Origin of the sequence: Azospirillum sp. (genome assembly GCF_035627195.1) — a bacterium.
Classification (GTDB): Bacteria; Pseudomonadota; Alphaproteobacteria; order Azospirillales; family Azospirillaceae; genus Azospirillum.
In genome coordinates this window covers 1-24,363 of the sequence record NZ_DASPMG010000111.1, presented here as the reverse complement: position 1 = coordinate 24,363, position 24,363 = coordinate 1, and the positions used below count along the sequence as shown (strand labels likewise).

General features: G+C 69.0%; 23 protein-coding genes. 4 read left to right on the top strand and 19 right to left on the bottom strand.

Annotation, left to right across the window (positions count from 1 at the left end):
* Nucleotides 1-23 precede the first annotated feature (23 nt).
* A complete protein-coding gene (locus tag VED21_RS10105) occupies nt 24-1,181 on the bottom strand; it encodes an ATP phosphoribosyltransferase regulatory subunit (RefSeq protein WP_324882217.1) in 1,158 nt (385 codons plus the stop codon).
* A 907-nt stretch (nt 1,182-2,088) separates the two neighbouring features.
* Between VED21_RS10105 and VED21_RS10100 the strand changes: the two genes are divergently transcribed.
* The gene (locus VED21_RS10100) at nt 2,089-3,801 is read left to right on the top strand and encodes a hypothetical protein (RefSeq protein WP_324882216.1); all 1,713 of its coding nucleotides are present in this window, start codon (nt 2,089-2,091) and stop codon (nt 3,799-3,801) included.
* A 22-nt stretch (nt 3,802-3,823) separates the two neighbouring features.
* Here the strand turns inward: VED21_RS10100 and VED21_RS10095 are convergent, their stop codons facing one another.
* From VED21_RS10095 to VED21_RS10075, 5 genes are all read right to left on the bottom strand, one after another.
* On the bottom strand, nt 3,824-4,987 hold the full coding sequence (locus VED21_RS10095) for a phosphoserine transaminase (RefSeq protein ID WP_324882215.1): 1,164 nt from the start codon (nt 4,985-4,987) through the stop codon (nt 3,824-3,826).
* A 62-nt stretch (nt 4,988-5,049) separates the two neighbouring features.
* Complete coding sequence (locus tag VED21_RS10090; protein ID WP_324882214.1) at nt 5,050-5,508, bottom strand: MaoC family dehydratase; 459 nt, start codon at nt 5,506-5,508, stop codon at nt 5,050-5,052.
* Nucleotides 5,509-5,544: 36 nt separating this feature from the next.
* Nucleotides 5,545-6,333, bottom strand: a complete 789-nt coding sequence (locus VED21_RS10085) for a PhzF family phenazine biosynthesis protein (RefSeq protein WP_324882213.1) — start codon at nt 6,331-6,333, stop codon at nt 5,545-5,547.
* 11 nt (nt 6,334-6,344) lie between these two features.
* On the bottom strand, nt 6,345-6,752 hold the full coding sequence (locus VED21_RS10080; protein WP_324882212.1) for a GNAT family N-acetyltransferase: 408 nt from the start codon (nt 6,750-6,752) through the stop codon (nt 6,345-6,347).
* 5 nt (nt 6,753-6,757) lie between these two features.
* Nucleotides 6,758-7,000, bottom strand: a complete 243-nt coding sequence (locus VED21_RS10075) for a DUF1127 domain-containing protein (RefSeq protein ID WP_324882211.1) — start codon at nt 6,998-7,000, stop codon at nt 6,758-6,760.
* Nucleotides 7,001-7,260: 260 nt separating this feature from the next.
* On the opposite strand from VED21_RS10075, the gene VED21_RS10070 reads away from it, so the two are divergent.
* From VED21_RS10070 to VED21_RS10060, 3 genes are all read left to right on the top strand, one after another.
* Nucleotides 7,261-8,655 (top strand): PLP-dependent aminotransferase family protein, encoded by a 1,395-nt coding sequence (locus VED21_RS10070; RefSeq protein ID WP_324882210.1) that lies wholly within the window; start codon nt 7,261-7,263, stop codon nt 8,653-8,655.
* Between the two features lie 95 nt (nt 8,656-8,750).
* The gene (locus VED21_RS10065) at nt 8,751-9,164 is read left to right on the top strand and encodes a thioesterase family protein (protein WP_324882209.1); all 414 of its coding nucleotides are present in this window, start codon (nt 8,751-8,753) and stop codon (nt 9,162-9,164) included.
* 124 nt (nt 9,165-9,288) lie between these two features.
* Entirely contained in the window at nt 9,289-9,894 is a 606-nt protein-coding gene (locus VED21_RS10060) for a DUF2269 family protein (RefSeq protein WP_324882208.1), read from the top strand.
* Here VED21_RS10060 and thiD read toward each other — a convergent pair.
* The 13 genes from thiD to VED21_RS09995 all read right to left on the bottom strand — a co-directional run.
* Complete coding sequence (gene thiD / locus VED21_RS10055; RefSeq protein ID WP_324882207.1) at nt 9,860-10,660, bottom strand: bifunctional hydroxymethylpyrimidine kinase/phosphomethylpyrimidine kinase; 801 nt, start codon at nt 10,658-10,660, stop codon at nt 9,860-9,862. The two genes, VED21_RS10060 and thiD, sit on opposite strands and share 35 nt — an antisense overlap.
* A complete protein-coding gene (glmM, locus tag VED21_RS10050; protein ID WP_324882206.1) occupies nt 10,657-12,045 on the bottom strand; it encodes a phosphoglucosamine mutase in 1,389 nt (462 codons plus the stop codon). Before glmM ends, thiD begins: the two co-directional genes overlap by 4 nt.
* Nucleotides 12,046-12,171: 126 nt before the next feature.
* A complete protein-coding gene (folP, locus tag VED21_RS10045) occupies nt 12,172-13,293 on the bottom strand; it encodes a dihydropteroate synthase (RefSeq protein WP_324882205.1) in 1,122 nt (373 codons plus the stop codon).
* A 239-nt stretch (nt 13,294-13,532) separates the two neighbouring features.
* The gene (locus tag VED21_RS10040; protein WP_324882204.1) at nt 13,533-13,853 is read right to left on the bottom strand and encodes a hypothetical protein; all 321 of its coding nucleotides are present in this window, start codon (nt 13,851-13,853) and stop codon (nt 13,533-13,535) included.
* A gap of 41 nt (nt 13,854-13,894) precedes the next feature.
* Nucleotides 13,895-16,132, bottom strand: a complete 2,238-nt coding sequence (locus VED21_RS10035) for a hypothetical protein (protein WP_324882203.1) — start codon at nt 16,130-16,132, stop codon at nt 13,895-13,897.
* 384 nt (nt 16,133-16,516) lie between these two features.
* Complete coding sequence (gene ftsH / locus VED21_RS10030; RefSeq protein WP_324882202.1) at nt 16,517-18,454, bottom strand: ATP-dependent zinc metalloprotease FtsH; 1,938 nt, start codon at nt 18,452-18,454, stop codon at nt 16,517-16,519.
* An 83-nt stretch (nt 18,455-18,537) separates the two neighbouring features.
* Nucleotides 18,538-19,869, bottom strand: coding sequence for a tRNA lysidine(34) synthetase TilS (tilS, locus tag VED21_RS10025; RefSeq protein ID WP_324882201.1), 1,332 nt, complete (start codon nt 19,867-19,869; stop codon nt 18,538-18,540).
* Nucleotides 19,870-19,876: 7 nt separating this feature from the next.
* A complete protein-coding gene (ybgF, locus tag VED21_RS10020; protein ID WP_324882200.1) occupies nt 19,877-20,755 on the bottom strand; it encodes a tol-pal system protein YbgF in 879 nt (292 codons plus the stop codon).
* A gap of 106 nt (nt 20,756-20,861) precedes the next feature.
* Nucleotides 20,862-21,173, bottom strand: a complete 312-nt coding sequence (locus VED21_RS10015) for a CcdB family protein (RefSeq protein WP_324882199.1) — start codon at nt 21,171-21,173, stop codon at nt 20,862-20,864.
* The gene (locus VED21_RS10010; protein WP_324882198.1) at nt 21,163-21,438 is read right to left on the bottom strand and encodes a type II toxin-antitoxin system CcdA family antitoxin; all 276 of its coding nucleotides are present in this window, start codon (nt 21,436-21,438) and stop codon (nt 21,163-21,165) included. The genes VED21_RS10015 and VED21_RS10010 overlap by 11 nt, the downstream gene beginning before the upstream one ends.
* Before the next feature lie 143 nt (nt 21,439-21,581).
* Nucleotides 21,582-22,052: a peptidoglycan-associated lipoprotein Pal gene (gene pal / locus VED21_RS10005; RefSeq protein ID WP_324882197.1), complete on the bottom strand. Its 471-nt coding sequence runs from the start codon at nt 22,050-22,052 to the stop codon at nt 21,582-21,584.
* Nucleotides 22,053-22,230: 178 nt separating this feature from the next.
* Nucleotides 22,231-23,559, bottom strand: a complete 1,329-nt coding sequence (tolB, locus tag VED21_RS10000) for a Tol-Pal system beta propeller repeat protein TolB (RefSeq protein ID WP_324882196.1) — start codon at nt 23,557-23,559, stop codon at nt 22,231-22,233.
* Nucleotides 23,560-23,581: 22 nt separating this feature from the next.
* Nucleotides 23,582-24,363: TonB C-terminal domain-containing protein (locus tag VED21_RS09995; RefSeq protein WP_324882195.1), on the bottom strand; the 782-nt coding region annotated here is incomplete at its 5' end.

The window sequence follows — 24,363 nt, the reverse complement described above, 5'->3', positions numbered from 1 at the left end:
CGACCACCATCACCGCGCCGCTATCACCGCGCCGCCATAGCCTCGCCGTTGACGAGGTGATGGCTGCACAGCAGGCGTTTGGCTTCGGCCGCCGCGTCGGCCGCCGGCTCCAGGCCGGCCACCGTCACCCAGCCGTCGGCGCGCAGCCGCTCGGCCTCCGCCGCCGGCGTGCCGTGCGGCAGGAACACCCGCCGCGGGCCGGCCGGTGCCGGCACGGCGCGCAGCACGGAATCCATATAAAGGGTGAAGCCGGTCGCCGGCTCGCCTTCGTTCTCCGGCCCGGCGCTGCCGGCGCGGTAGCGCCCGCCGCCGCCCAGCTCGCCGCGCACGCCGCGCGCGAACAGGGTGAAGCTCAGGCCCGTCTGGTACTCGAAGCCGCGATGCTCGACCAGATCCACGGTCAGCGTCAGGTCCGGCCGGGTGGCGTGCAGCAGGCGCACCACCTCGGTCAGGCGGCGGCGGTCCTTCTCGGCCGCCTCCGGCAGTTCGACCGACGTCAGCACGGCGATGGCGCGGTCCGCCGCGCCCGAGGCGTCCATCAGCCTGCCCAGGAGATCCGCCGCCGCCCCGCCGACGGCCGCCACCCCGGCGGCGTCCTTGCGGTCCAGCGCCGCGCGCAGGCGGGCGGTCTCGTCCTCGGGCACGCCCAGGCCCCGGCAGATCAGCGGGATCATGGTGGGCACGCACAGGTCCACCGACAGGTGGCGCACGCCCAGCCCGTCCAGCGCGCGGGCGGCGAGCAGCACCACCTCCGCGTCGGCTTCCGGCTGCAGCGGGCCGATCAGCTCGACGCCGACCTGGGTGAACTGCCGCTCGGGCCGCAGCTGCGAGCCCTTCACGCGCAGCACCTCGCCGGCATAGCACAGGCGCAGCGGGCGCGGCGCCTTGCCCAGGCGGGTGGCGGCGATGCGGGCGATCTGCGGCGTGATGTCGGCGCGCACGGCCATCATGCGCTGCGACACCGGGTCCATCAGGCGGAAGGTCTGCGACGCCATGGCCGCGCCCGAACCGGTGAGCAGGCTCTCCTCGAACTCGACCAGCGGCGGCTTCACGCGCTCGTACCCGTGGCCGGCGCACTCCGCCATCAGCCGTTCGACGGCCGCCGCCTCCTGCGCCGCTTCGAGCGGCAGCACGTCGTGCAGGCCGGCGGGCAGCAGCGCGGAACTCGAGGAATTGGACATGGCCTGCGGTCGGGGTTCGGGGCGGACAAGGATCGAGCGGGCGCGCCGAGAAGCGATCAAGGCGCACGGGCCGGTCAATAGCCGACAACCCCTCCCCCGTGCAAACGGAAAAGCCCGCGGGGCGGATGATGGATTGCCGCGCACCCCTCGCCCCAATTGACAAAATTCCTAACGAAGATCATGATCGGGCCGAACATGCCCCCACTCCGCCATGCGCAGCCCCGTAGGTTGGGTTGAGTTCTCACCGGCGCTGGCGCGTCGACCCGCAGCGGAATGAAACGAGGACAGAGCCCCTCTCCCCTCGCGGGAGAGGGGTTGGGGAGAGGGGGATAGCCGCCTCTCGCGCTGGCCTTCAGCCAGCGCTGACGGCGTCAGGCGGATGCCTCTGGCATCCGCTGAGAGCCGGCAGGCGGAACATGGCTCTCTTCCGCCCTGCCGGGCGTAACCACCCTCTCCCCAACCCCTCCCCCGTCAAGGGGGAGGGGCTATGAGGAGCGCCTGCCTCTTGTTTCTTTCCAGCCGCAGGCGAAAACCCAACGCGCCCGCCAGGGCGGGGACGTTGGGCTTCGCCTGCGGCTCAACCCAACCTACACGGCATGCACCAATGCAACACACCGGCGAATCCGTTGCATCGTGTTGCATCCGGTTGCATTTCCCGCCGAACGGGACGGCGTGGCCGGATGATACGCCCGCGCGAAAGCGTATCGCCGCGTAACATTGGGTAACATTTCCCATCGTTCGTTCCCCGCCCCACGCTCGGCAGCCACGCGGCGGGGTCATGGGAGCGGTCCATGGGAACGCGTCGAAACGGTAACGCTTGTTGCAAACCTGTCTCAAAAATGTCCTTGAATTTGCCCCAAAAAGGTTCGCATCCTTTCAAACGGGCGTGCGGTCGGGACAGGCGGGCATGGCGCTGGCGCGCAGCAGCAGCTATGAGGTCCAGCTCTACCAGGTGGACCACTGGGTTCTCGACGCGCGGTTCGAGGACGAGGCGGAGGCGCGCGGCTACGCCAAGCGGATCCTGTCGGGCGGCAAGGTCGAAGGCTACCGCATCGTCCGCGACTGGCAGCGCCCCGACGGCCGCCACGTCGAGACCGAGCTGTGCAGCGAGTTCCGCACCCAGTCGACCGCGCTCACCATCAGCCCCATCGACGAGCCGCCGCCGGTCTGCCGCGCGGTGGACCAGTGCTACGCGGTGGAAAGCCGCATGGTGATGAACCGCCTGCTGCGCACCTACGTGGAGCGGCTGGTCGTCACCCCCACCGAGATCATGCACAACTACCCGGAGCTGAAGCGGCTCCTGGACAAGGACAACCTCGTCCCCACCGCCGTCGGCCGGGTGTCGGCGCTGCAGGCCGAGAAGGCCGGCCTGGACGGGCGCGAGCGGCGGGACGAGATGTACCGGCTGGTCGACGCCGTGGCCGAGCGGGCGCGCAAGGCCGCCGCCCGCCAGGACCTGCCCGACCTCGCCCGCACCGGCTTCGGCCCGGCCTTCGACGCGCTGTCCAGGAAGGAGACGCCGGAGGACCGCACCTTCTACGCCAAGGTGCTGGTGTCGCGCGACCTCGTGCAGATGCGCAACTGGCTGGCCAAGCTCGACTATCTGGCCGGGCTGGTGCGCGAGGACGGCGGCCTCGCCGACGAGCCGCTGGAGCTGGTGGACGGCGTCATCGCCGACGTGCTGGGCGCCCCCTCGGTCGCGCAGGAGCTGCTGGGCATGCAGCGCAGCCTCGCCGAGGCGCTGTGCAGCCTGCTTGACCTGTCGCGCGGCCGGCTGGCGCCGGACGGCCGGGCCGAGGACGACCGCGCGGTGATGCTCAGCGAGCTGCTGGCCTTCAACGACCTGGACGAGACGCGCCTCGTCATCCTCGACCTCGTGCGCCGGCAGCTGAAGAGCGCGCAGCCGCTCTTCCGCAACGACCCGTCGGCCGAGCGCGACGCCTTCGACGCGGTGCTGAAGCGCGCCACCGGCCCGGACGGCGTGCTGGGCGGCGGCGGCATGGCCGAGGCGCTGGTCCAGCGCTACATGCGCTTCCTGGAGGCCGGCGGCGCCACCGGGCGCCGGCAGGCCATCAACGAGGCGGTCACCCGCCTGCCCGACGCCAGGGACCGCGTGCGCTTCCTGCTGGCGCTGGCCGACTCCGACATGGGCCGCCAGCACGCCGAGGACGTGGCCGGCGCGCTGCGCCAGCTGACCGGCGACGTCACCGCCGTCACCCGCTTCGTGGCGCGCGACGCGCCCATCAAGACCAACCTGGAGGAGCTGACCCGCCTCTACCGCCACGTCGCCGACTCCACGGCGCCGGAGCCGCTGCGCAGCACGGTGGCCGAGAACATCGACGACCTGCTGTGCGCCTACATCGTCAACAGCCGGGTGGTGGAGCGCCTGGACAACCCCGACGACATCCTGCGCCACCGCGCCAACCGGCTGATGCAGCTCTGCGCCCCCGGCACGCTGCAAAGCCGCAAGGCGCTGGACATCGTCCGCCAGCGCGTCGTGTCCCACCTGCGCCAGCCGAACTTCGAACGCCGCTACATCGAGGACATCGTCGACCCGGCCGTGCAGCAGAAGGCGCTGCGCGACTTCTTCAAACTGTTGGGCGACGCCGGGTTCCGCTGAGGCCCCCGGCGCCGGCCCCGGTTCACGCCTTGGCGAACCGCTCCGCCTTCACGGTGGCGAAGGCCCAGTCCAGCCAGGGCATCAGCGCCTCCATGTCCTCGTTCTCGATGGTGGCGCCGCCCCACAGGCGCAGGCCGGCCGGCGCGTCGCGGTAGGAGCCGACGTCCATCGCCACCCCCTCCTTCTCCAGGAGTGCGGCCACCTTCTTGGCGAAATCCGCCTGGCCGGCGGCGTCCAGCGCCGTCACGTCCGGGTCGGTGATGGTCAGGCAGATGGCCGTGCACGAGCGGATCGCGGGGTCCTCCGCCAGGAACGCGGCCCAGCCGGCCTTCGCCTGCCACTCGGCGACGATGCGCAGGTTGGTCTCCGACCGGCGGATCAGGTGCGGCAGGCCGCCGGCCGACAGCGCCCAGCGCAGCCCGTCGATGGCGTCCTCGACGCACAGCATGGAAGGCGTGTTGATGGTCTCGCCCTCGAAGATGCCCTCGATCAGCTTGCCGCCCTTGGTCAGGCGGAAGATCTTCGGCAGCGGCCGGTCGGGCTGGAAGCTCTCCAGCCGCGCCACCGCGCGCGGGCTCAGCACCAGCATGCCGTGCGCGCCCTCGCCGCCCAGCACCTTCTGCCAGGACCAGGTGACGACGTCCAGCTTGTCCCACGGCAGGTCCATGGCGAACGCGGCCGAGGTGGCGTCGCAGATGGTCAGCCCCTGGCGGTCCGCCGGGATCCAGTCACCGTCCGGCACGCGCACGCCCGACGTGGTGCCGTTCCAGGTGAAGACCACGTCGCGGGCGAAGTCGACCTGCGACAGGTCGGGGATCTTGCCGTACTCGGCCTGTAGCACCCGCACGTCCGGCAGCTTCAGCTGCTTGGTGACGTCGGTGACCCACTCCTTGCCGAAGCTCTCCCACGCCAGCATGTCGACGCCGCGCGCACCCAGCAGCGACCACAGCGCCATCTCCACCGCCCCGGTGTCGGAGGCCGGGACGATGCCGATGCGGTAATCGCCCGGCACGCCCAGCACGGCGCGGGACAGGTCGATCACCTCCTTCAGCTTGGCCTTGCCCGGCTTGGAGCGGTGCGAGCGGCCGAGCAGCGCGCCTTCCAGCGCGTCCAGCGACCAGCCCGGCCGCTTGGCGCAGGGGCCGGACGAGAAGTGGGGGTTGCGCGGCCGCGTCGTCGGCTTCATGGGAACGGTCCTCGAGGAGGTGTGGAACTGCGCCGGACGATAAGGAAGGACGCGGGCGGGCGTCAACCGGCCGCCGCAGGGGTGCGGCGCGCGATGATGTGGCGGAAGGTCGCCGTCATCACCGGCTCGCCCTTCTGGTTCAGCGTGGTGTAGGCCATGCGCACGTTGCCGCGGTCCTCGCGCTTGGACGGGCTCACCTCCAGCACCTCGACGCGCACGCGCAGCGTGTCGCCGGGGCGCACGGGGCGCAGCCAGCGCAGCTCGTCCCCGCCGCCGCTGCCCAGGCTGGTGCCGGTCAGCACGCCGGTGTCGCGGAACAGCCGGAAGGACAGCGACAGCGTGTGGAAGCCGCTGGCGATCAGCCCGCCGTAGGCACCCTGCGCCGCCGCCTCCACGTCCAGGTGGAAGGGCTGCGGGTCGAAGCGGAGCGCGAAGTCGATGATCTGGGATTCGGTGATCGTGGCGCCCTCCGTCTCGATCACGTCGCCCACGCGGAAATCCTCGAAATAGCGCCCGTTCATGCCCGCATCCCTTCCCTGATCATGGTTGCGGCCGGGTCAGACGTGGATGAAGCCCTCCAGGTACAGCACGGCCTTGCCGCCGATCTTGACCCGGTCGCCCCGCACTTCGCAAGTGAGAGCCCCGCCGCGCGCCGAAACCTGCCGCGCCGTCAGCTTCGTCCTGCCGAGCCGCGCCGCCCAGTAGGGGATCAGCGTGCAGTGGGCGGAGCCGGTGACCGGATCCTCCGGGATGCCCATAGTCGGCGCGAAGAAGCGCGACACGAAGTCGACGCCGTCCGCACCCGGCGCCGTGACGCAGACCGCACGGTCGTCCACGGTGCCGAGCCGCAGGAGGTCCGGCGTCAGGCTCCGCACGACGTCGGCATCGCGGTAGACGACGAGGACGTCGCGCGCCGCCAGCACCTCCTCCGGCTGCCCGCCGCCGAGTGCCGTGACGAGGTCGGGGTGCACGTCGGTGCGCGTGGCCGGCCGGCTGGGGAAGTCCAGCACCAGGAGGTCGCCCTGGCGCTCGACCGTGAGGCGGCCGGCCTGCCGGGTGCGGAAGTCGATCCGCTCGCGGCCGGGCTCCATGGCCGTGGTGATGACGTGGGCGGCGGCCAGCGTCGCGTGCCCGCACAAATCCACCTCGACCGTCGGCGTGAACCAGCGGATCGCGTAATCGCCGCCGGCCGGCACCAGGAAGGCCGTCTCGGCCAGGTTGTTCTCGGCGGCGATGGCCTGCAGGCGCTCGTCCGGCAGCCAGCTTTCCAGCGGGACGACGGCCGCCGGGTTGCCGCCGAAGACCGCGTCCGTGAAGGCGTCGACCTGATAGATGGGCAGGCGCATGTCTCGTCCCCTTACGGCATGTCGGTGAACAGGAAGGCGTTGGCGTGGCGCTGCAGGCCGGCCGCCTCGTAGAAGGTGACGGCCTTGGGCGCCGACAGCAGCAGGCAGGTGGTGCCCGGCCGCACCTCGGCGCGCGTGCGGCGCATCAGCTCCTTGCCGACGCCGCGCCCCTGCAGGGCGCGGTCGACGGCGAGGTCGGACAGGTAGCAGCAGTAGACGAAGTCGGTGACCGAGCGGGCGACGCCGACCAGCGCGCCGCCGGCGCGCGCCGTCACGATCAGGTCGGCCTTGCGCAGCATCGCCTCGACCCGCTCCGGCTCGTTCACGGGCCGGCGCTCGGCCAGCCCGGAACGGTGCAGCACGTCGATGAACTCCGCCGCCGTCAGGCCGGGTTCGAGCGCGTAGACGATCTCCGCCATCGCGCTCACTCCCGCCAGAAGGGCTTGCCGGCCTCGCCCTCGGCCTGCGAGCGGCTGACGCCGATGTCCTTCAGCAGGTGATCGTCGAGCCTCAGCAGCGCCTGCCGCTGCCGCCAGCGCTCGTGCCCGGCCATGACGGCGTCGACCAGCATCCACACGGGGCGGGTGACGACGGCGGCAGCACCAAGGATGGCCGAGAGGGTCGACGGGGACGTGCCGGTCGGGCGGGCCGCTTCGTTGGTGCGCATGACAAACCTCCATCGTCAGAGCAAGCGCCCCAGGCAAGGGGGACAATCGGGAGTATCCGCGGCACAATGCGCACCGTCAATGTCGTTATTGTCACCATGACATTTCCGGATGCGGATGTATCTCCGTGGCCACACCCGCCCGGATAGCCCCACTCGGCGCGACTTTCGGCCGCTTTTGGGATGGGTCCGGCAATCGATACGCTTCGGGACAACGCACAAGCCCCTTGCACTGGTCATACCGGTTTGTCTATATTGTCACCGTGACAAATTGGACCCCCGACCTCTCCGACCGTCCCGGCCCCCGTTACCGCGCCATCGCCGACGCGCTGGCCGACGACGTCGCCTCCGGCCGACTGCCCGCCGGCACCCGCCTGCCGACCCACCGCGACCTCGCCTACCGCCTGGGCGTGACCGTCGGCACCATCACCCGTGCCTATGCGGAGGCCGAGCGGCGCGGCCTGATCGGCGGCGAGGTCGGCCGCGGCACCTTCGTCCAGGGCCCGCGCTTCAACCCGCAGCCCGACCCGCTGTCCTGGCAGCGCCGCACCGAGGCGGCCGCCGTCAACATGACGGTCATCAAGCCGGAGCAGCAGGCTTCCGAACGCGCGCTGGCGGCGACGCTGACGGCCATCGCCACGTCGGGCAACCTCGCCTCCCTCATCGACTACGCGCCGCACGCCGGCCTGCCGGCGCACCGCGCCGCCGCCGTGCAGTGGATGGCGCGCCGGCACCGGGTATCGGCCTCGCCCGACTCGGTGCTGATCACCACCGGCGCGCAGAACGGCATCGCCGTGGCGCTGGCCGCCGTGGCGCGGCCGGGCGACGTGGTCCTGACCGAGCGGCTGACCGCCTACGGCACGCGCACGCTGGGCGCCACGCTGGGCCTGCACCTGGAGGGCGTGGCGCTGGACGACCATGGGCTGATGCCCGACGCGCTGGACGCCGCCTGCCGCCGGCTGGCCCCCAAGGCGCTGTACATGGTGCCCAGCCTGCAGAACCCCACCGCCTCCGTCATGCCGGCGGAGCGGCGCGCGGAGACCGCCGCCATCTGCCGGCGCTATGGCGTCACCATCCTGGAGGACGACGTCTTCGGCTTCCTGCTGACCGACGCCAAGCCGATCCAGACCATCGCGCCGGACATCACGATCTACATCACCAGCCTGTCCAAGAGCGTCGCGGCCGGCCTGCGCGTCGGCTACGTCGTCGCCCCGCCGGCCCTGAGCGCGCAGCTGGAGGCGGCGGCGCGCGCCCTGCACTACGCCGCCCCCGCCCTGCCGGCCGAGGTCGCCACCCGCTGGATCCAGGACGGCCAGGCCGACCGCTTCGCCGAGGCCGAGCGGACCGAGAACGCCGCCCGCCAGGAACTGGCCCGCGGCATCCTGCCGGCCTCCGTCATCTGCGGCGACCCGGCCGCCCAGCACCTCTGGCTGGCGCTGCCCGAGCCCTGGCGCCGCGAGGACTTCGTGGCCGAGGCCAAGCGGCGTGGCGTGGTGATCACCGGCGCCGACATCTTTGCCGTCGGCCGCGCCAGCGCGCCGCACGCCGTGCGCGTCGGCCTGTGCATGCCGCGCACCCGCGAGGAGGTCGTGCGCGGCCTGACCGCGCTGGCCGACGCGCTGGCCAGCCCCGTGTCGGCCTCCATGTCCATCGTCTGATCACCCCGTCCGCCGATCGAACGATCCGCCACCTTGACGATTTTCGATCCATACGGCAGCGTATGGAAAGAGCATCAAGATGGGAGGAGCGCACCATGACGGACAACCCCACCTACCGCGGGACCGTCTACCCCTGGCACTGCGACCACGTCGGGCACATGAACGTGATGTGGTACGTGGGCAAGTTCGACGAGGCGACCTGGAACCTGTTCCGGCAGTTGGGCATCACCTCCGGCCACCTGCGCGGCGGCTTCGGCATGGCCGCCGTGCAGCAGAACATCACCTACAAGCGCGAGTTGCTGGCCGGCGACACGGTCGAGGTGCACAGCCGGCTGCTGGAGATCCGCGAGAAGGTCATCCGCTTCGTGCACGAGATGCGCAACGCCGAAACCGGCGAAGTCGCTGCGCTGTGCGAGCTGACCGGCGTCCACATGGACCGCTCCACCCGCCGGTCCTGCCCCTTCCCCGACGCGGTGCTGGCCGCCGCGCGGGAGGCGCTGGCCGCCTGACGGCGGGCGGGAGGGCCGCCCTCCCGCCATCTGCCCATTTGCATAGCATGCTGTTTTCCCCTTGATCGCGTCGCCGACTCGCCCCCCATTATAATAGCAAGCTATGTTATTGAGGAAGACCGCGATGCTCCACCCCCTGCTCACCTTCGTGCACATCGTCGGGCTGATGCTGATCGCCGCCGGGCTGATCGGCGTGTTCCTGGCGGACATCCGCACCCGGCAGGCAGGCACCCTGCCCGTCTTCGCCGAGGCGGTGCGGAACATCGCCCTGTTCTACGACGGGCTGGTCGTGCCGGGCGCCTTGCTGCTGGCCGGTTCCGGCGCGTGGCTGATCGCCGAGTTCCACGGCTGGGACGGCGTGCTGGAGCAGCCGTGGCTGGCCGGGATGCTGGCGCTGTTCCTCTTCGAGTTCGTGGAGGGCAACACCGTCACCCGCCTCTACTTCCTGCGCCTGCGCCGCGAGACGCGGGAAGCCGTGGCGCAGGGCCGCTTCACCAAGGCGCTGGACCGCCGCCGGGCGGCCCCGCTGCCGACCTTCACCCACTTCCTGGACCTGCCGCTGCTGATGGTGATCGTGTCGCTGGGCGTGCTGCGCCCCACCGACTGGACGCAGTTCATCGTCGGCACGGCCGCCGCCGTGGCGCTGGCCACCGTCTTCACGCTGGTCCTGCCGCGCCTCTACGCGGCGGATCCGCTCACGGGAACGGGCGCACCGTGTGCAGGTGGTTGAGCGGGCCGTGGCCGTGGCCGATGCCCGGCGCGGTGAGGATCGCCTGCATCAGGTAGGCGCGCGCCCGCGCCACCGCGTCGCGCCCGCCCAGGCCCTGGGCGAGGCCGGTGGCGATGGCGGAGGCCAGCGTGCAGCCGGTGCCGTGGGTGTGCGGCGTGTGCACGCGCGGGCTCTCGAACACCTCCTCGCCGTCCTCGGTGACCAGCAGGTCCTGGACCAGCTCGCCCTCCATGTGCCCGCCCTTCAGCAGCACGGCCTTCGGCCCGAAGGTGCGGATCAGCTGCGCCGCCCGGCGCATGTCGGCCAGGTCGCGGATCTCGATGTCGGCCAGCGCCTCGGCCTCCGGCACGTTGGGCGTCACCAGGTCGGCCAGGGGAAGCAGGCGCTTCTTCAGCGTCAGCTCCGCCTCGCTCTCCAAAAGCGCGTGGCCGCCCTTGGCGATCATCACCGGGTCGACCACCAGCGGGATGTTGATGGCCCGCTCCTCGTACTCGCCCGCCACCGCCTCGATCACCGCGGCAGAGGCCAGCATGCCGACCTTGATGGCGTCGGCCCCGATGTCCTCCAGCACCACGCGCATCTGCTGGGCGACGAAGGCGGGGTCGACGGGGTAGATGCCGTAGACGCCGGTGGTGTTCTGCGCGGTCAGCGCCGTGATCGCCGTGGCGGCATAGCCGTTCAGCGCGCTGACCGCCTTGATGTCCGCCTGGATCCCGGCGCCGCCGCCCGAGTCCGACCCGGCGACGATCAGCACACGTCCCTTCATTCCGCTGCCCCAACAGTTTGTTCAAGGGCGGGTTGTTCGCTGGCCACGCGGCGGATGGTGTCGGCGATGTCGCCCACCACCTGGTTGACCAGGGATTCGTCGTCGCCCTCGGCCATCACGCGGATGACCGGCTCGGTGCCCGACTTGCGGATCAGGATGCGGCCGGAGCCGTTGAGGCGCCCCTCGCCGTCGCGGATCGCCTCCTGCACCTCGGCCATGTCCAGCGGCTTGGAACCGGCGGCGAAGCGCACATTGGTCAGCTTCTGCGGCACCGGGTCGAACACGCGGCAGACCTCGCTGACCGGCTTGCCGGCGGCCTGGATCACCGCCAGCGCCTGCAGCGCGGCGATCAGCCCGTCGCCGGTGGTGGAATAATCGGACAGCACGATGTGGCCGGACTGCTCGCCGCCCACGTTGTAGCCGTGCTCGCGCATATGCTCGACCACGTAGCGGTCGCCCACCGGCGTGCGCACCAGTTTGAGGCCGATGCCGCCCAGGTGCCGCTCCAGCCCCAGGTTGGACATGACGGTGGCCACCAGCCCGCCGCCCTTCAGCTTGCCGTCCGCGGCCCAGGAGGAGGCGACGAGGCCCATCAGCTGGTCGCCGTCGATGCGGCGCCCGGCCTCGTCCACCATGATCAGGCGGTCGGCGTCGCCGTCCAGCGCGATGCCCAGGTGCGCGCCCTCCGCCACCACCGTGTCCTGGAGGAGCTTGGTGGCGGTGGCGCCGCAGTCCTTGTTGATGTTGATGCCGTCCGGGTGGTCGCCGATCGGCACCACGTCGGCGCCCAGCTCGTACAGCACCTTGGGCGCCACCTTGTAGGCCGCGCCGTTGGCGCAGTCGACGACGATCTTCAGCCCGTCCAGGCGCTGGTGGCGCGGGAAGGTGTTCTTGACGAACTCGATGTAGCGGCCGGTCGCGTCCTCCATGCGGCTGGCGCGGCCGAGGTCGGCGGCGTGGGCGAGGTCCGGCGCGAAGGGCCGCTCCAGGCGCGCCTCGATCGCCATCTCCACCTCGTCCGACAGCTTGTAGCCGTCCGGGCCGAACAGCTTGATGCCGTTGTCCTGGAACGGGTTGTGCGAGGCGGAGATCATCACGCCCATGTCGGCCCGCAGGCTCCGCGTCAGCATCGCCACCGCCGGGGTCGGCAGCGGGCCCACCAGCACCACGTCCATGCCCATGGAGATGAAGCCGGCGGTCAGCGCCGGTTCCAGCATGTAGCCCGACAGGCGCGTGTCCTTGCCGATGACGACGCGGTGGCGGTGGTCGCCGCGGCGGAACTGCAGGGCCGTCGCCATCGCCACGCGCAGCGCCGTCTCGGCGGTCATCGGCTCGGTGTTGGCGGTGCCGCGGATGCCGTCGGTGCCGAACAGGTGTCGGGTCATGGGATAACCTCGGGGCTGGACTGTCACTTTAGCGCGATTTCATGTGGCGTGAAGCCTTCATCGCCGCAACACCACCCTCCGGTCAAGCACCCTTCCGCGCGGACGCCAAAGGGTTACACCCCCGTATTACGCCGCCGGATGGAACGCCTCCCACACCGCGCGCGCCTGCGCCGTTTCGGCCACGTCGTGCACGCGCAGGATCTGCGCGCCCTGCGACGCCGTCTCCAGCCCCGCCGCGATGGAGCCGGGCACGCGCTCCTTCGGCGCCGTCTCGCCCGACAGGCCGGCCACGAAGCGCTTGCGCGACACCCCGATCAGCACCGCGCAGCCCAGCGCGTGGTACAGCGACGCGTGGCGCAGGATCTGCACGTTGTGCTCCAGCGTCTTGCCGAAGCCGATGCCGGGGTCCACCGCGATCTTGTCGAGCGGCAGGCCGGCCGCCACGCACGCCTCCACCCGCCCCTCCAGCCAGTCGAAGACGTCCAGCGCGGCGTCCTCGTAGGTGGGGTTCTGCTGCATGGTGCCGGGCTCGCCCTGCATGTGCATCAGCACCACCGGCGCGCCGGCCCCGGCGACGATGGTGAGGCTGGCCGGGTCGCCGGTGAGGCCGCTGATGTCGTTGACGATCCGCGCCCCGGCGCCCAGCGCCGACAGCATCACCGAGGAATGCCGCGTGTCCACGGACACCACCGCCCCCTTGCCCACGAAGTGGCGGATCACCGGCAGCACCCGCGCCGCCTCCTCCGGCGGGGACACCGGCGTGGAGCCGGGCCGCGTCGACTCGCCCCCCACGTCCAGGATCTCCGCCCCCGCGTCCAGCAGCGCCTGCCCGTGCGCGATGGCGCGCCCGGTGTCGAAGAAGTCGCCGCCGTCGGAGAAGCTGTCCGGCGTCACGTTGACGATGCCCATCAGCCGCGGCCGGTCCAGCCCCACCCCGGCGAAGGCGCCGCGCGGCCGCGTCAGCGCCGCCAGCCGCCGGTCCAGCGCGTCCACCACCCCGGCCCCGCGCGCCCGCGCCCAGGCCATCACGTCCGACAGCGGCGCCACGGCGCGGTCGATCCGCCAGCCGGTGCGGACGGTCACCTCCACCAGCGCGAAGGCGAACCGCCCGCCGGCCAGCGGCAGCACCGCCGCCTCGACGGTCGCGTCGGCCGGCAGCAGCCCCATGGGCCGCAGGTAGATCCGCACGCCCTCGTCGGCGGCCCAGGGGCAGAAGGCGGACAGCGAACGCGGGGCGGGGGCGGTCATGGCGGCTCCGAACGGTCAGGCGGGGGCGTGGACAGGGGGCGAATGCAACCGGATGCAACACCACGCAACGCATTTGGACACCTGTTGCATCGGCCACCTCCGTTCAAAACGCGCGGGCGGGCGCCCGGTTGCCCCGCAGGACTACGATCCTAGCGGATCGGGGGTATGGGGGCAAGCGAGAGGCTTTGCCTCTCGCGCTCTCCACCAAGGGCCGATGTGGCCCTTGGATCCCATGGAATTCAGGCCGCGCGGGGGAAGGTGGCGCGGGATTGGGCGAGCGCGGCGTGGATGAGTGTCGGGCGGCGCAGGTGCGGGATGTTGGCGGTGAGTTGGTCCAGCGCCGAGACGATCAGCCGCGCATCCGACGGCGGCAACGTCTCCCCCGCCACCAGCACCGTCAGCAGCTTCGCCACCGCATCGCCCAGGCAGCCCGGCACCAGCGCGTCCAGCAGCGCGCGCAGCACCTTCGCGGCGGCCACGGCCTCGGCATAGCCGGGCTCCCCCTCGTCCCACACCGCCATTGACGGCATCGCCGGCATCAGCGCATCCAGCAGCGCCATCCCCTCCGACCGCGCCTCCCCCGCCCCGCCAAGCCCCAAGGTCAAGATCCTACGGACGTAACAGTTGCTTTAAAGGCCGCGGCCACGGGGCGCTCGAACTGAGGTAGACGACTAAACGGCTCCGGCCGGCAGACCAGATGCAAGCAAGATCGGGCCCGCGACAGTCCAGTATAGACAAAACGGTCCAGCCCGTCGCGAGGAGTGTGGACAAAGAGCACAACTCCTTCAGCCTCGCACCCTTTAAAATGGGAAATTTCGTATAGAGGAATCGTATTCTCTCGGCGCTCGTAATATGGCTTAACAATATAGCGTTGCGGTTCTGGCATACTATTTACCCAATTGTCATGAGAAATAAATTCAATAGCCTCTCCAATTTGCATCCCTTCGGCCGAATAATCAGCCCTTAGAAGCAAGCTATCTCTCCTAGAGGCTAAGTTCGCCACTTTCTTTCTTGGAACAAGCTTACTACCCACCGCTCTCCAGCACACTTCATAGGATCTTGATATCGGAATCGCACTAATATACCTTCGCAAATACTTTGACGCGGCACGAACTTTTTCCAGGTCTTCCGCAGAAGGATAGCTTCCTGATCCAAATGTCGGGATATCAATTGCTTTCACAGCCTCGGCGGCTTCGCTGTTCTCCTCCCGGAGAAGGCGATGTGCTTCCTTTCGAAGCCAAGCGAGGAAATCAGTCATGCCCGCTTGCCACGAATGCTTCCTCAAGCGATGGACGACAAGCCCGTTTAATAGGCTTTGCCCAACGCCCCCAATCTCGTTAGTTAGCACCACCAGATTGTTTGGCGGCACCTTCTCAAGTGCGTGCGCTATCGCCTCGCGTGCGGCATGCATATCTCCGAGCGGGTGGAAAAAGAACTGAAAGTCACCCTTTCCATCCAGCTCAGGATATAGCTCGCTTGGACGAGGGTAGAATTTTTTGACATATGCAAAAATGTTACCAGCATTTCTACAATTCCGAACAAGACTGATGCTCGCCTTTGGGAGCTTTGGAAGCTGCCCCTTCAAACTCAGCCCCTGCATTTCGTCATAAAATACATAATAGAGGCCTGAGCTTCCATTTATCAATGCCGCTTGCACCAAATCGAGCCAGTCGTCTTTAAAATCCTGGCCCTCGTCGACGATTACGGCATCGAACCTAATTGCGTCAGGGGAATCCAGGGCTGCGAGGGCTTCGTAAATCTCATCGGACGTGGGCTCTTCAAATTCATCCCAAGCTGCTGCCGCGTGCGGACGCGCACGATTTAGCAGAAAATAAATATAATCATAAAAGTAATACACCGAAACGCGCGGCGACTTTGCCACAAGATCTGCTATACGTTGTGAGAGTATAGGGCTATGACAAAATATCCCCACGCTGTATCCGGCGTCAGCAAGCCGTATGGCCTTTTCCGCAGCAACAAGTGTCTTTCCAGATCCAGCACATCCATTAATTGCCAAGCGGGGGGATTTGGCCATCTCCTCGAAACTCTTGTACTGCTCGCTCGTCAACTTGTCGATTTTGCACCCAAGGTCCAACATTGTGGCCACCACAGGCGATGAGAATCTATGCGACAGCGTGTCGCCAAATGGGGTGGCAAACTCATATGCGTGGTCAGTAATAATCCAGTCGCGAAGGCGCTGATAGCAGATATCCTCGGCGTGGAAATGGGTAATTGTAGAATGGTCTGCTTTAGGGGCAACAACACAACGGGATGGATCATTGCTCAAGGCGCTATGATAGGAAACGACGTTATCTCGCACGCCATAGAGATACAACGCAGGGATTCTATCCATCTGCGATGCAACCCATCTGTCATCCAAGTTCATCAGGTAGGCTGATCCCGATGTAAGGTCGGCTGAGATTTCCGAAGCAATAGCCAGAAACTGGCCTACATTCGCCACATCTGATCCTCGATGTGGTGTCGCAATAAAGGTCAATTTTGCTACCCGAGCCATGACATAACTGTCCTGGCACGCAAGCAAGCCTACCTTGGCAATAAGGCCTCCATTGCTGTATCCGACGATAACAATTCGCTCGTATTCCTGCACTCTATGTTTTAGATATGTTGCGAAAGCCGCTCCAATCTCGTCTAGATTGGGATATCTTTTCTTTCTGGGAAAAGTAAATAGAGATGCCTTGCGACTAGGGTATGAAAAAAAGTCGAACTCAGCCCGCTCGAAATACTCGGCCTCTGAAGCCACGACATTCATCAAGAACCCAAAATGGTCCTCGGCCTTACCCCCCAGTCCGTGAATGAGAACGACGAGAGTGTCCTTCATAGGCTTCACCAATCGCGAGACACGGCAATGCCTCTCATATATCACAAAGATAGATGCCCTCCCATGAGTTTCTCCATTTCTGAATGAGCCGCAATGAGTCTGCCTGTGGATGGAATGCCATCAGGCCGTTCGGAGTGACTTCGACTGTGCAACATTCGCCTTCGGTAGCCCGATGCAAGCCCCTTCCCCGGAGCACGGGAAGGAACTGCGCAATGCGGGGTCTCCTCGCCCTGCCCTTCTATCCACAGGGAGAGGGGATTGAAGTTACGGGCCAGGGCCTGTGGCCCTGGCGGGGGAGCGCGAGGGGCGCGGAGCCCCTCGCAACGTCGCCGTCCCGAAACGAAAACGGCGCCCCGAAGGGCGCCGTTTCCGTGTGGTAAGCCCTCAGGTTCCCTGGGGCTCCGGGTCGATGCCGGCTTCCTTGCCGCCGGCGCTGGGGGGCACGGAGGCGCGGCGGCCGCCGGTTGGCTGCTTGGGCGGGACGGAGAAGCTCTCCTTGCCGTTGTCCTCGCGGATGATCGGCTCGCCGCGCAGCAGGGTCTGGATGTCCTCGCCGCTCAGCGTCTCGTACTCCAGCAGGCCCTTGGCGACCGTGTGCAGCTGGTCGATGTTCTCGGTCAGGATGTGGCGCGCGGCGGCGTAGGCCTCCTCGACGATGCGGCGGATTTCCTCGTCCACCGTCTGCGCCGTGTGGTCGGACATGTTCTTGTGCTGGGTGACGGAGTGGCCGAGGAAGACCTCCTGCGTCGGCTCGCCGTACAGCAGCGGGCCCAGCTTGTCGCTCATGCCCCATTCCGTGACCATGCGGCGCGACATCTCGGTCGCCATCTTGATGTCGCCGGACGCACCGGTGGTGACCCGCTCGCGGCCGAAGATCAGCTCCTCGGCGATGCGGCCGCCCATGGCGACGCGCAGGTCGGCCAGCAGCTTGGCCTGGGACAGCGAGATGCGGTCGCCTTCCGGCAGGCGCATCACCATGCCCAGCGCGCGGCCGCGCGGGATGATGGTGGCCTTGTGGATGGGGTCGCTGTCCGGGCAGTGCAGCGCCACCACGGCGTGGCCGGCCTCGTGGTAGGCGGTGAGCTTCTTCTCCTCCTCGGTCATGACCATGGAGCGGCGCTCCGCGCCCATCATGACCTTGTCCTTGGCGTTCTCGAACTCGGCCATGCCGACGACGCGCTTGCCGGCGCGGGCGGCGAGCAGGGCCGCTTCGTTCACGAGGTTGGCGAGGTCGGCGCCGGAGAAGCCCGGGGTGCCGCGGGCGATGATGCGCGGCTCCACGTCGGGGGCCAGCGGCACCTTGCGCATGTGCACCTTCAGGATCTTCTCGCGGCCCAGCACGTCCGGGTTCGGCACGACGACCTGGCGGTCGAAGCGGCCGGGACGCAGCAGCGCCGGGTCGAGCACGTCCGGGCGGTTGGTCGCGGCGATGAGGATGACGCCCTCGTTCGCCTCGAAGCCGTCCATCTCGACCAGCAGCTGGTTCAGGGTCTGCTCGCGCTCGTCGTTGCCGCCGCCGAGGCCCGCACCGCGGTGGCGGCCCACCGCGTCGATCTCGTCGATGAAGATGATGCAAGGCGCGTTCTTCTTGCCCTGCTCGAACATGTCGCGGACACGGCTGGCGCCGACGCCGACGAACATCTCGACGAAGTCCGAACCGGAGATGGTGAAGAAGGGCACGTTGGCCTCGCCCGCCACGGCGCGCGCGGTCAGCGTCTTACCCGTGCCCGGCGGGCCCACCAGCAGCACGCCCTTGGGGATCTTGCCGCCCAGGCGCTGGAACTTCTGCGGGTCCTTCAGGAACTCGACGATCTCCTGCAGCTCCTGCTTGGCCTCGTCGATGCCGGCGACGTCGTCGAAGGTGACGCGGCCGACCTTCTCGGTCAGCAGGCGCGCGCGCGACTTGCCGAAGCCCATGGCCTTGCCGCCGCCCGACTGCATCTGGCGCATGAAGAAGATCCACACGCCGATCAGCAGCAGCATCGGGAACCAGGACAGCAGCACGGAGAACAGCGACGGCACGTTGCTGTCGTCCGGAACGGCGCTGATGCGCACGTTCTTCTGCGTCAGGCGCTGCACGAGGTCGGCTTCAGCCGGGATGTACGTGCTGAAGGAGCGGCCGTCGGTGAAGTGGCCGGTGACCTGGTTGCCCTTGATGGTCACGTCGGCGACCTGGCCGCGATCGACCTCGGCGATCAGCTCGCTGAACGGAACGGTGGTCTGCGGGCTGCGGGTGGACGAACTCTGGAACAGGTTGAACAGCGCCACCAGCAGCAGGCCGATGATGATCCAGAGCGCGAGATTCTTGCCGAAGTTGTTCACGTTTCACGCCTTTCTAAGCGAACCGCGCCGATCGGTACCGTTGGCCCGGAGCCCCAACCCAATCCCACGGGCACGTCTCCTGATTAAATAATGCAGGCCCCGGCTTTAACAACCGGAAAAGCTGGTCCCGCCAGAGGTGCCGAAGGGGTGAAGCGCGCCGCCCCGTTGGCAGCGGTGCCGAGGCCCGGAATCGGCAGGGCCGGCACCCCCGTCAGGTCACCCTCTTTCCACAGCGCCGGCAGCGCCGCGCGGGCCGGTTCCGGCAGGTCGAGGGCGCGCAAGGCTGGGTGTCCGGCGGCGAGCCGGCGCCAGCCCCCGGCGCCCAGGCGGGCGACGGTCAGCGGGCCGGGGGCGTCGGGGGGCAGCGCGACGGTGAAGCGGCGGTCCCACCAGACACGACCGCCGGGGACGAGGGTCAGGCGCTCGTCGGCGGCATCCGGCTCGCGGGTCACGGCCAGGGCGCCCCGGCGCGGGGCGACGCGGCAGCCGCCCAGCGTGCGGCCGGCGCGCAGCCCGGCGCGCACCTCTTCATAGAGGCGCTCCAGCCGCTCGGCGCGCGGCGCGTAGGGGGCGCCGCCGACGCAGGCGAGGATGCGGGCGAGTGCCCGCAGGCCCAGCTCCTCCGGCGCTGCGGCCAGGGGGGCGGGGTCGAGGCGGATCCAGCCCTCCGGGTACAGCGTGGCGGCGCGGGCCAGCAGGCCGGCGGTCAATTCCTCCAGCGCGGCGCGGGCGCGGCCGGCGCGGCGCGCGGTGTCGCACAGGCGCTCCGCCTCCAGCCCCTCGCCGGCCAGCGCGTCGGCCGCCGCGCGCAGCCGGCCGCGGGCGTAGGCGGGGGAGCGGTTGGAGGGGTCCTCGATCCACGGCTGGCCGTGGCTGCGGCAGGTCGCCTCCAGCGCGGCGTGCGGCACGTCGAGCAGCGGGCGCAGGATGCGCACGTCGGCGTCCCAACGGACCGGCGCCATGCCGGCCAGCCCGTCGACGCCGCTGCCGCGCGCGAGGCGCAGCAGGACGGTCTCCGCCTGATCGTCGCGGTGGTGGGCGAGCAGCAGATGCAGGATGCCCTCGGCCCGGCAGCGCTCGGCCAGCAGGGCGTGGCGGGCGGCGCGGGCGGCGGCCTGGATGCCGGAGGCGGGCTTGGCGCCCTCCCAGCGCAGCACGGCGTGGGCGATGCCGCGCGCGGCCAGCCACGCGGCGACCTGCGCGGCCTCCTCGGCGGCGGCCGGGCGCAGGGCGTGGTCGACGGTGAGCGCCAGGACGGAACCGCCGCGCGCCGCCGCCCAATCGTGCGCCAGCAGCGTGAGGGCGAGGCTGTCGGCACCGCCGGAAACGCCGACGGCGAGGCGCGGGGCGGCCTCAAACCCGCCCAGGCGCGCCATGCGGGCGGCGAACCGTTCCGCGGAGAGCGGGCCGCTCACCACCCGGTCATTTGCAGTTCAGGCGCCGGCGCTCGGTCTCGGCGCGACGCTTGATGCTGGCCGAGGCGTCGGGGAACTTGGTCACCAGCTGGCCGAAGGCGGTGCAGGCGTCGGCGTTCTGCTTCAGTTGCGCCAGCGACATGCCCAGCTTCAGCAGGCTGTCCGGCGCCTTGGTGCCCTTCGGGTACTTCTGGATGGCTTCGGCGAAGGCGCTGGCCGCCTCGACAAACTTGTTGCGGACGTAGTAGGTCTCGCCCAGCCAGTACTGCGCGTTGCCGGCCAGGTTGTGGCTCTTGTTCTTGGCCAGGAACTCGCGGAATTCCTTTTCCGAACGGTCGTAGTCGGCCTTGCTCAGCAGCTCGAACGCGTGCTCGTACTGCTTCTCCGGGCCGGCGCCGGGCGGGAGGGCGGCGACCTTGGTGTCGGCCGGCTTGGCGGCGGTGGCCGGGGGCGCGGCCGGCGGAGCGGCGGGCTTGTCGGGGGTCTTGCCGGCCGGGGCGGAGGGAGCCGTGGCAGCACCGCCGCCCAGACCGCCGCCCAAGCCGCCACCGCCGCCCTTCTCCAGAGCCTGCAGGCGGAAGTCGACGTCGCCGTTGATGCGCTCCAGCCGGTCCTTCAGCTGGCTCATCTGGTAGACGGCTTCCTCATAGCGGCCGGTCAGTTCCGACAGCGTGCGCTCCATGCGCTGGAGGCGCACCTCGAAGTCGGCGGCCAGCGAGTGCGGCATGTCGGCCTGCGCCACCTCGACGCCGCGGCCGCCCAGCGCGGCGGCGCCGGCCTCCAGCCGCTCCAGCCGGCGGAGCTGCCCGGCATCCTGCGCGAACGCCGCGCCGCTGAACAGCAGTCCGCCCACCAGCAGGGCAGCGAGGGAGGTCGTCGTCTTCATCGATGGTGTCTCGTCCGGAACGGCGGGGATCGCCGGCCAACGCTGCCGGCCCATGGGGGCGAAAATATGGCGGCAGCCGGGCAAAGGAAAGCGGGTTCTTGTGACTTCAGATGCCCTGGAACAGATAGTCGAGCGCCGCGGTCACGGCGTCGCGGTGGCGCGCGATGCTGCCGACGGAGCCTTGCAGGCTGTCGGCCGGAACCGACGCCAGGGACGGGACGACCAAAGCGAAGTCGGCTCCCTGGACGCGGACCTTGGGGATGAGGCGCTTGGCCATCCGCAGGGCGTCCGGTTCGGCGGACAAGGGAGCCACCACGCGATCACGATTGGTATCGGCGATGTTCGACTGAAGAACGGCAACGTAGGGGAAGACCCGCCGGGCGCGCACGATCGGGTTGGGGAAGACCTCAAACTGCATCGTCGTCGTTCCAGAGACCGAATTGTTCCCGCGCCATCTCGGCGAAGGATCCATGCTTCTCGACGAAAGCGTTGTAGGCGTCCATCTCCGCGCGGATCTCGGCCCGGGCCTGTTCCCTGAGCCGTTCCTCCAGTTCGCGGGACAACGCCTGTTCGGTCAGCTGGGACACGTTCAGCCCCGCTTCCTTGGCCTTGGCGTAGAGGTCGGAGTTGAGCGTCACGCTGACGGTGCGCTTGGCGGCGGTGGTGTCGTAGCGGAGATGCATGGCGGCGGCCTCCCTGGAATACGTGCAGCGTACCCGTGTCCACAACACGGGTCAACGCGGTCAGGAGCCACCGCCCAAAAGGAAACGCCGCGCCGGGTTGCCCCGGCGCGGCGTTCCTCGAAAACCCCAGGGGGTTCCCGTCGTCAGTCGACGACGGTCACGCCACGGCGGTTCTGGGCCCAGGCGGCCTCGTTCGAGCCGAGGACGGCGGGGCGCTCCTTGCCGTAGGAGATGGTCTTGACGCGCGACGGGTTGATGCCCTGCGCGACCAGGTACTTCTTCACGGCGTTCGAGCGGCGCTCGCCGAGAGCCAGGTTGTACTCGCGGGTGCCGCGCTCGTCGGCGTGGCCTTCGACGGTCACGGTGACGTTCGGGTACTGCTTCAGCCAAGCCGACTGGCGGTCCAGGGTGGCGCGGGCCTCCGGCGTCAGGTCCGAACGGTCGAAGCCGAAGAACACGCGGTCACCGACGTTCACGACCAGGTCTTCCTGCGAGCCCGGACGGATCGAGGACTGGGTGCCCGAGGTGTTGGCGCCGGCGTCGGTCTTCGGCGCGGTTTCGCAGGCGGCGAGCAGAGCAAGAGCCGCACACAGGCTCAGAACCTTGAGATTCATAGTATGACCCCCTTCAGCGGCAATCGATGCTTGGGCAATCGATGCTTGATTGGACGCGGATTGATCGGAAGAAAACCGGACAACGCGGTTGCCGTCAGGCCCCGACGGAAGCGGAAAGGCCATTGCTGACCTTCCGCCTAAGCGTTGCCCATGCGGCGCGCAAAATAGGGCTAGTCCCTTAGGGAATCAAGGGCGACCATGCCGGATCGGAGCCGTCGAGCGGCGTTACGACCCGACGTTCGTTGATACCTGATACGTCGATAGAGAATAGCTTGGCGCTGCGCGACCCGCCGCCGCTCGGCGACTCCTTGAAGAACATCAGGACGCGGCCGTTCGGCGCCCAGGTCGGACCCTCCACGTGGTAGGCCTCGCTGAGGATGCGCTCGCCGGTGCCGTCGGGGCGGATGACGCCGACGGCGAAGTTGCTGCCGCGCTGGCGGGTGAAGGCGATCAGGTCGCCGCGCGGCGACCACACCGGCGTGCCGTAGCGGCCCTCGCCGAAGGTCAGGCGGCGCACGCCGGACCCGTCCGCACCCATGACGTAGAGCTGCTGCGAGCCGCCGCGGTCCGATTCGAAGACGATGCGCTGGCCGTCCGGCGAATAGCTGGGCGCGGTGTCGATGCCCGGGCCGTCGGTCAGCTGCGTCTGCCGGCGGGTGCGCAGGTCCAGCGTGTAGATGTCGGTGTTGCCGTTCTGCGCCATGCTCATGATGACCTTGTTGCCGTCCGGCGAGAAGCGCGGGGCGAAGGTCATGCCGGGGAAGTCGCCGAGGACCTCCTGGCGGCCGGAGTCGATGTTGAACAGGTACACGCGCGGCTTCTTGTTGAAGAACGACATGTACGTGATTTCCTGCGCCGTCGGCGAGAAGCGCGGGGTCAGCACCAGCGTCTGGCCGTCGGTGAGGAACTGATGGTTCTCGCCGTCCTGGTCCATGATGGCCAGGCGCTTGTTGCGCGCGTTGGCCGGACCGGATTCGGAGATGTAGACGATGCGGGTGTCGAAATAGCCGTCCTCGCCGGTCAGGCGCTTGTAGATGGCGTCGGCGATGATGTGGGCGATGCGGCGCCAGCTGTCGGACGTGGCGGTGTAGGACAGGCCGGCCATGTACTGGCCGGCGGTGACGTCCCACAGGCGGAAGTCGACCTTCATGCGGCCGTCGCCGGTGGCGCTGACGCCGCCGGCCACCAGCGCCTGGGCGCCGATGCCGCGCCAGTCCTGGTAGCGCGGCTCGCCGCGCTGCAGCTGCTCGGGCGTCTGCAGGAATGCCTGCGGGGGCAGGGGTTTGAACAGGCCCGAGCGCTCCAGGTCGGCGGAGATGACGCGGGCCACGTCGGCGCCCATCTGCCCCTCGCGCCCGCCGCCGCCGAAGAAGCTGGTGATGGCGATGGGCAGCGGCTCGACCACGCCCTTGGTGATGTCGATGCGCAACTCGGCGCGCGCCACCTGCGGAGCGGCCACGCCCAGGGCGAGCAACACGGCGCCGGCCACCCCGGCCAGCCGCAGCATAAACCTCTTCCTATTCATGGTCCTACATATCCCTCGGGTCGAAGGCGAACACGATGGTTCGCCACTTCTCATAGGTTTCAGGAGTGAACTCGCTCGCCAGGAGATCAAGCTTTTGCGTCCTGTTTATGGCACGCAACGCACTTTCCGCCGCGGCCCGGTAATGGCTGTCGCTCAGCGCGCGCCGCCGGGTCTCCTCGCTCAGCTCGGTGCGCAGCACCGTGCCATCGATGGCGACCTCGATGCGGACTTCCACCGCCATGTTGCCGGCGTCCTTGCGGCCCGGATCGAAGTTCCAGTTCTTGCCGACCTGGCTGCGGATGGCGTCGATCGCGCGGCCGGACGGCTTGAAGTCCCGCTGCGGGCCGGACGTGGCCTTGGCGGCGCCGGCCGGCGCCGACGACGCCTGCTGCTGCGGCTGGGCCTTCGAATCCGACTTGGCGTCGGCCTTGGCGTTGTCCGACGGCTTCAGCTTCTGGACGTTGCCCAGCAGCTTGGCCAGCGGATCCTCCTTGGCCGGCTCCTTCGCCGGTTCCTTTGCCACCTCCTTCGGCTGCTCCTTCGGCGGTTCCGGCTTCGGCTTGGCCTGCGGGGCAGGCGGCTTCGGCGGCTCCGGCTTCGGGGGCTCGGCCTTGGGCGGTTCCGGTTTCGGCGGCTCGGGCTTGGGCGGCTCGGGCTTCGGCGGCTCAGGCTTCGGCGGTTCGGGCTTGGGTGGCTCGGGCTTGGGCGGCTCGGGCCGCGGCGCCGGCGGCTTGGGCTGATCCTGCGCGACCTGATTCTGCTTCGGCGGCGGATTTCGGGTGTCGC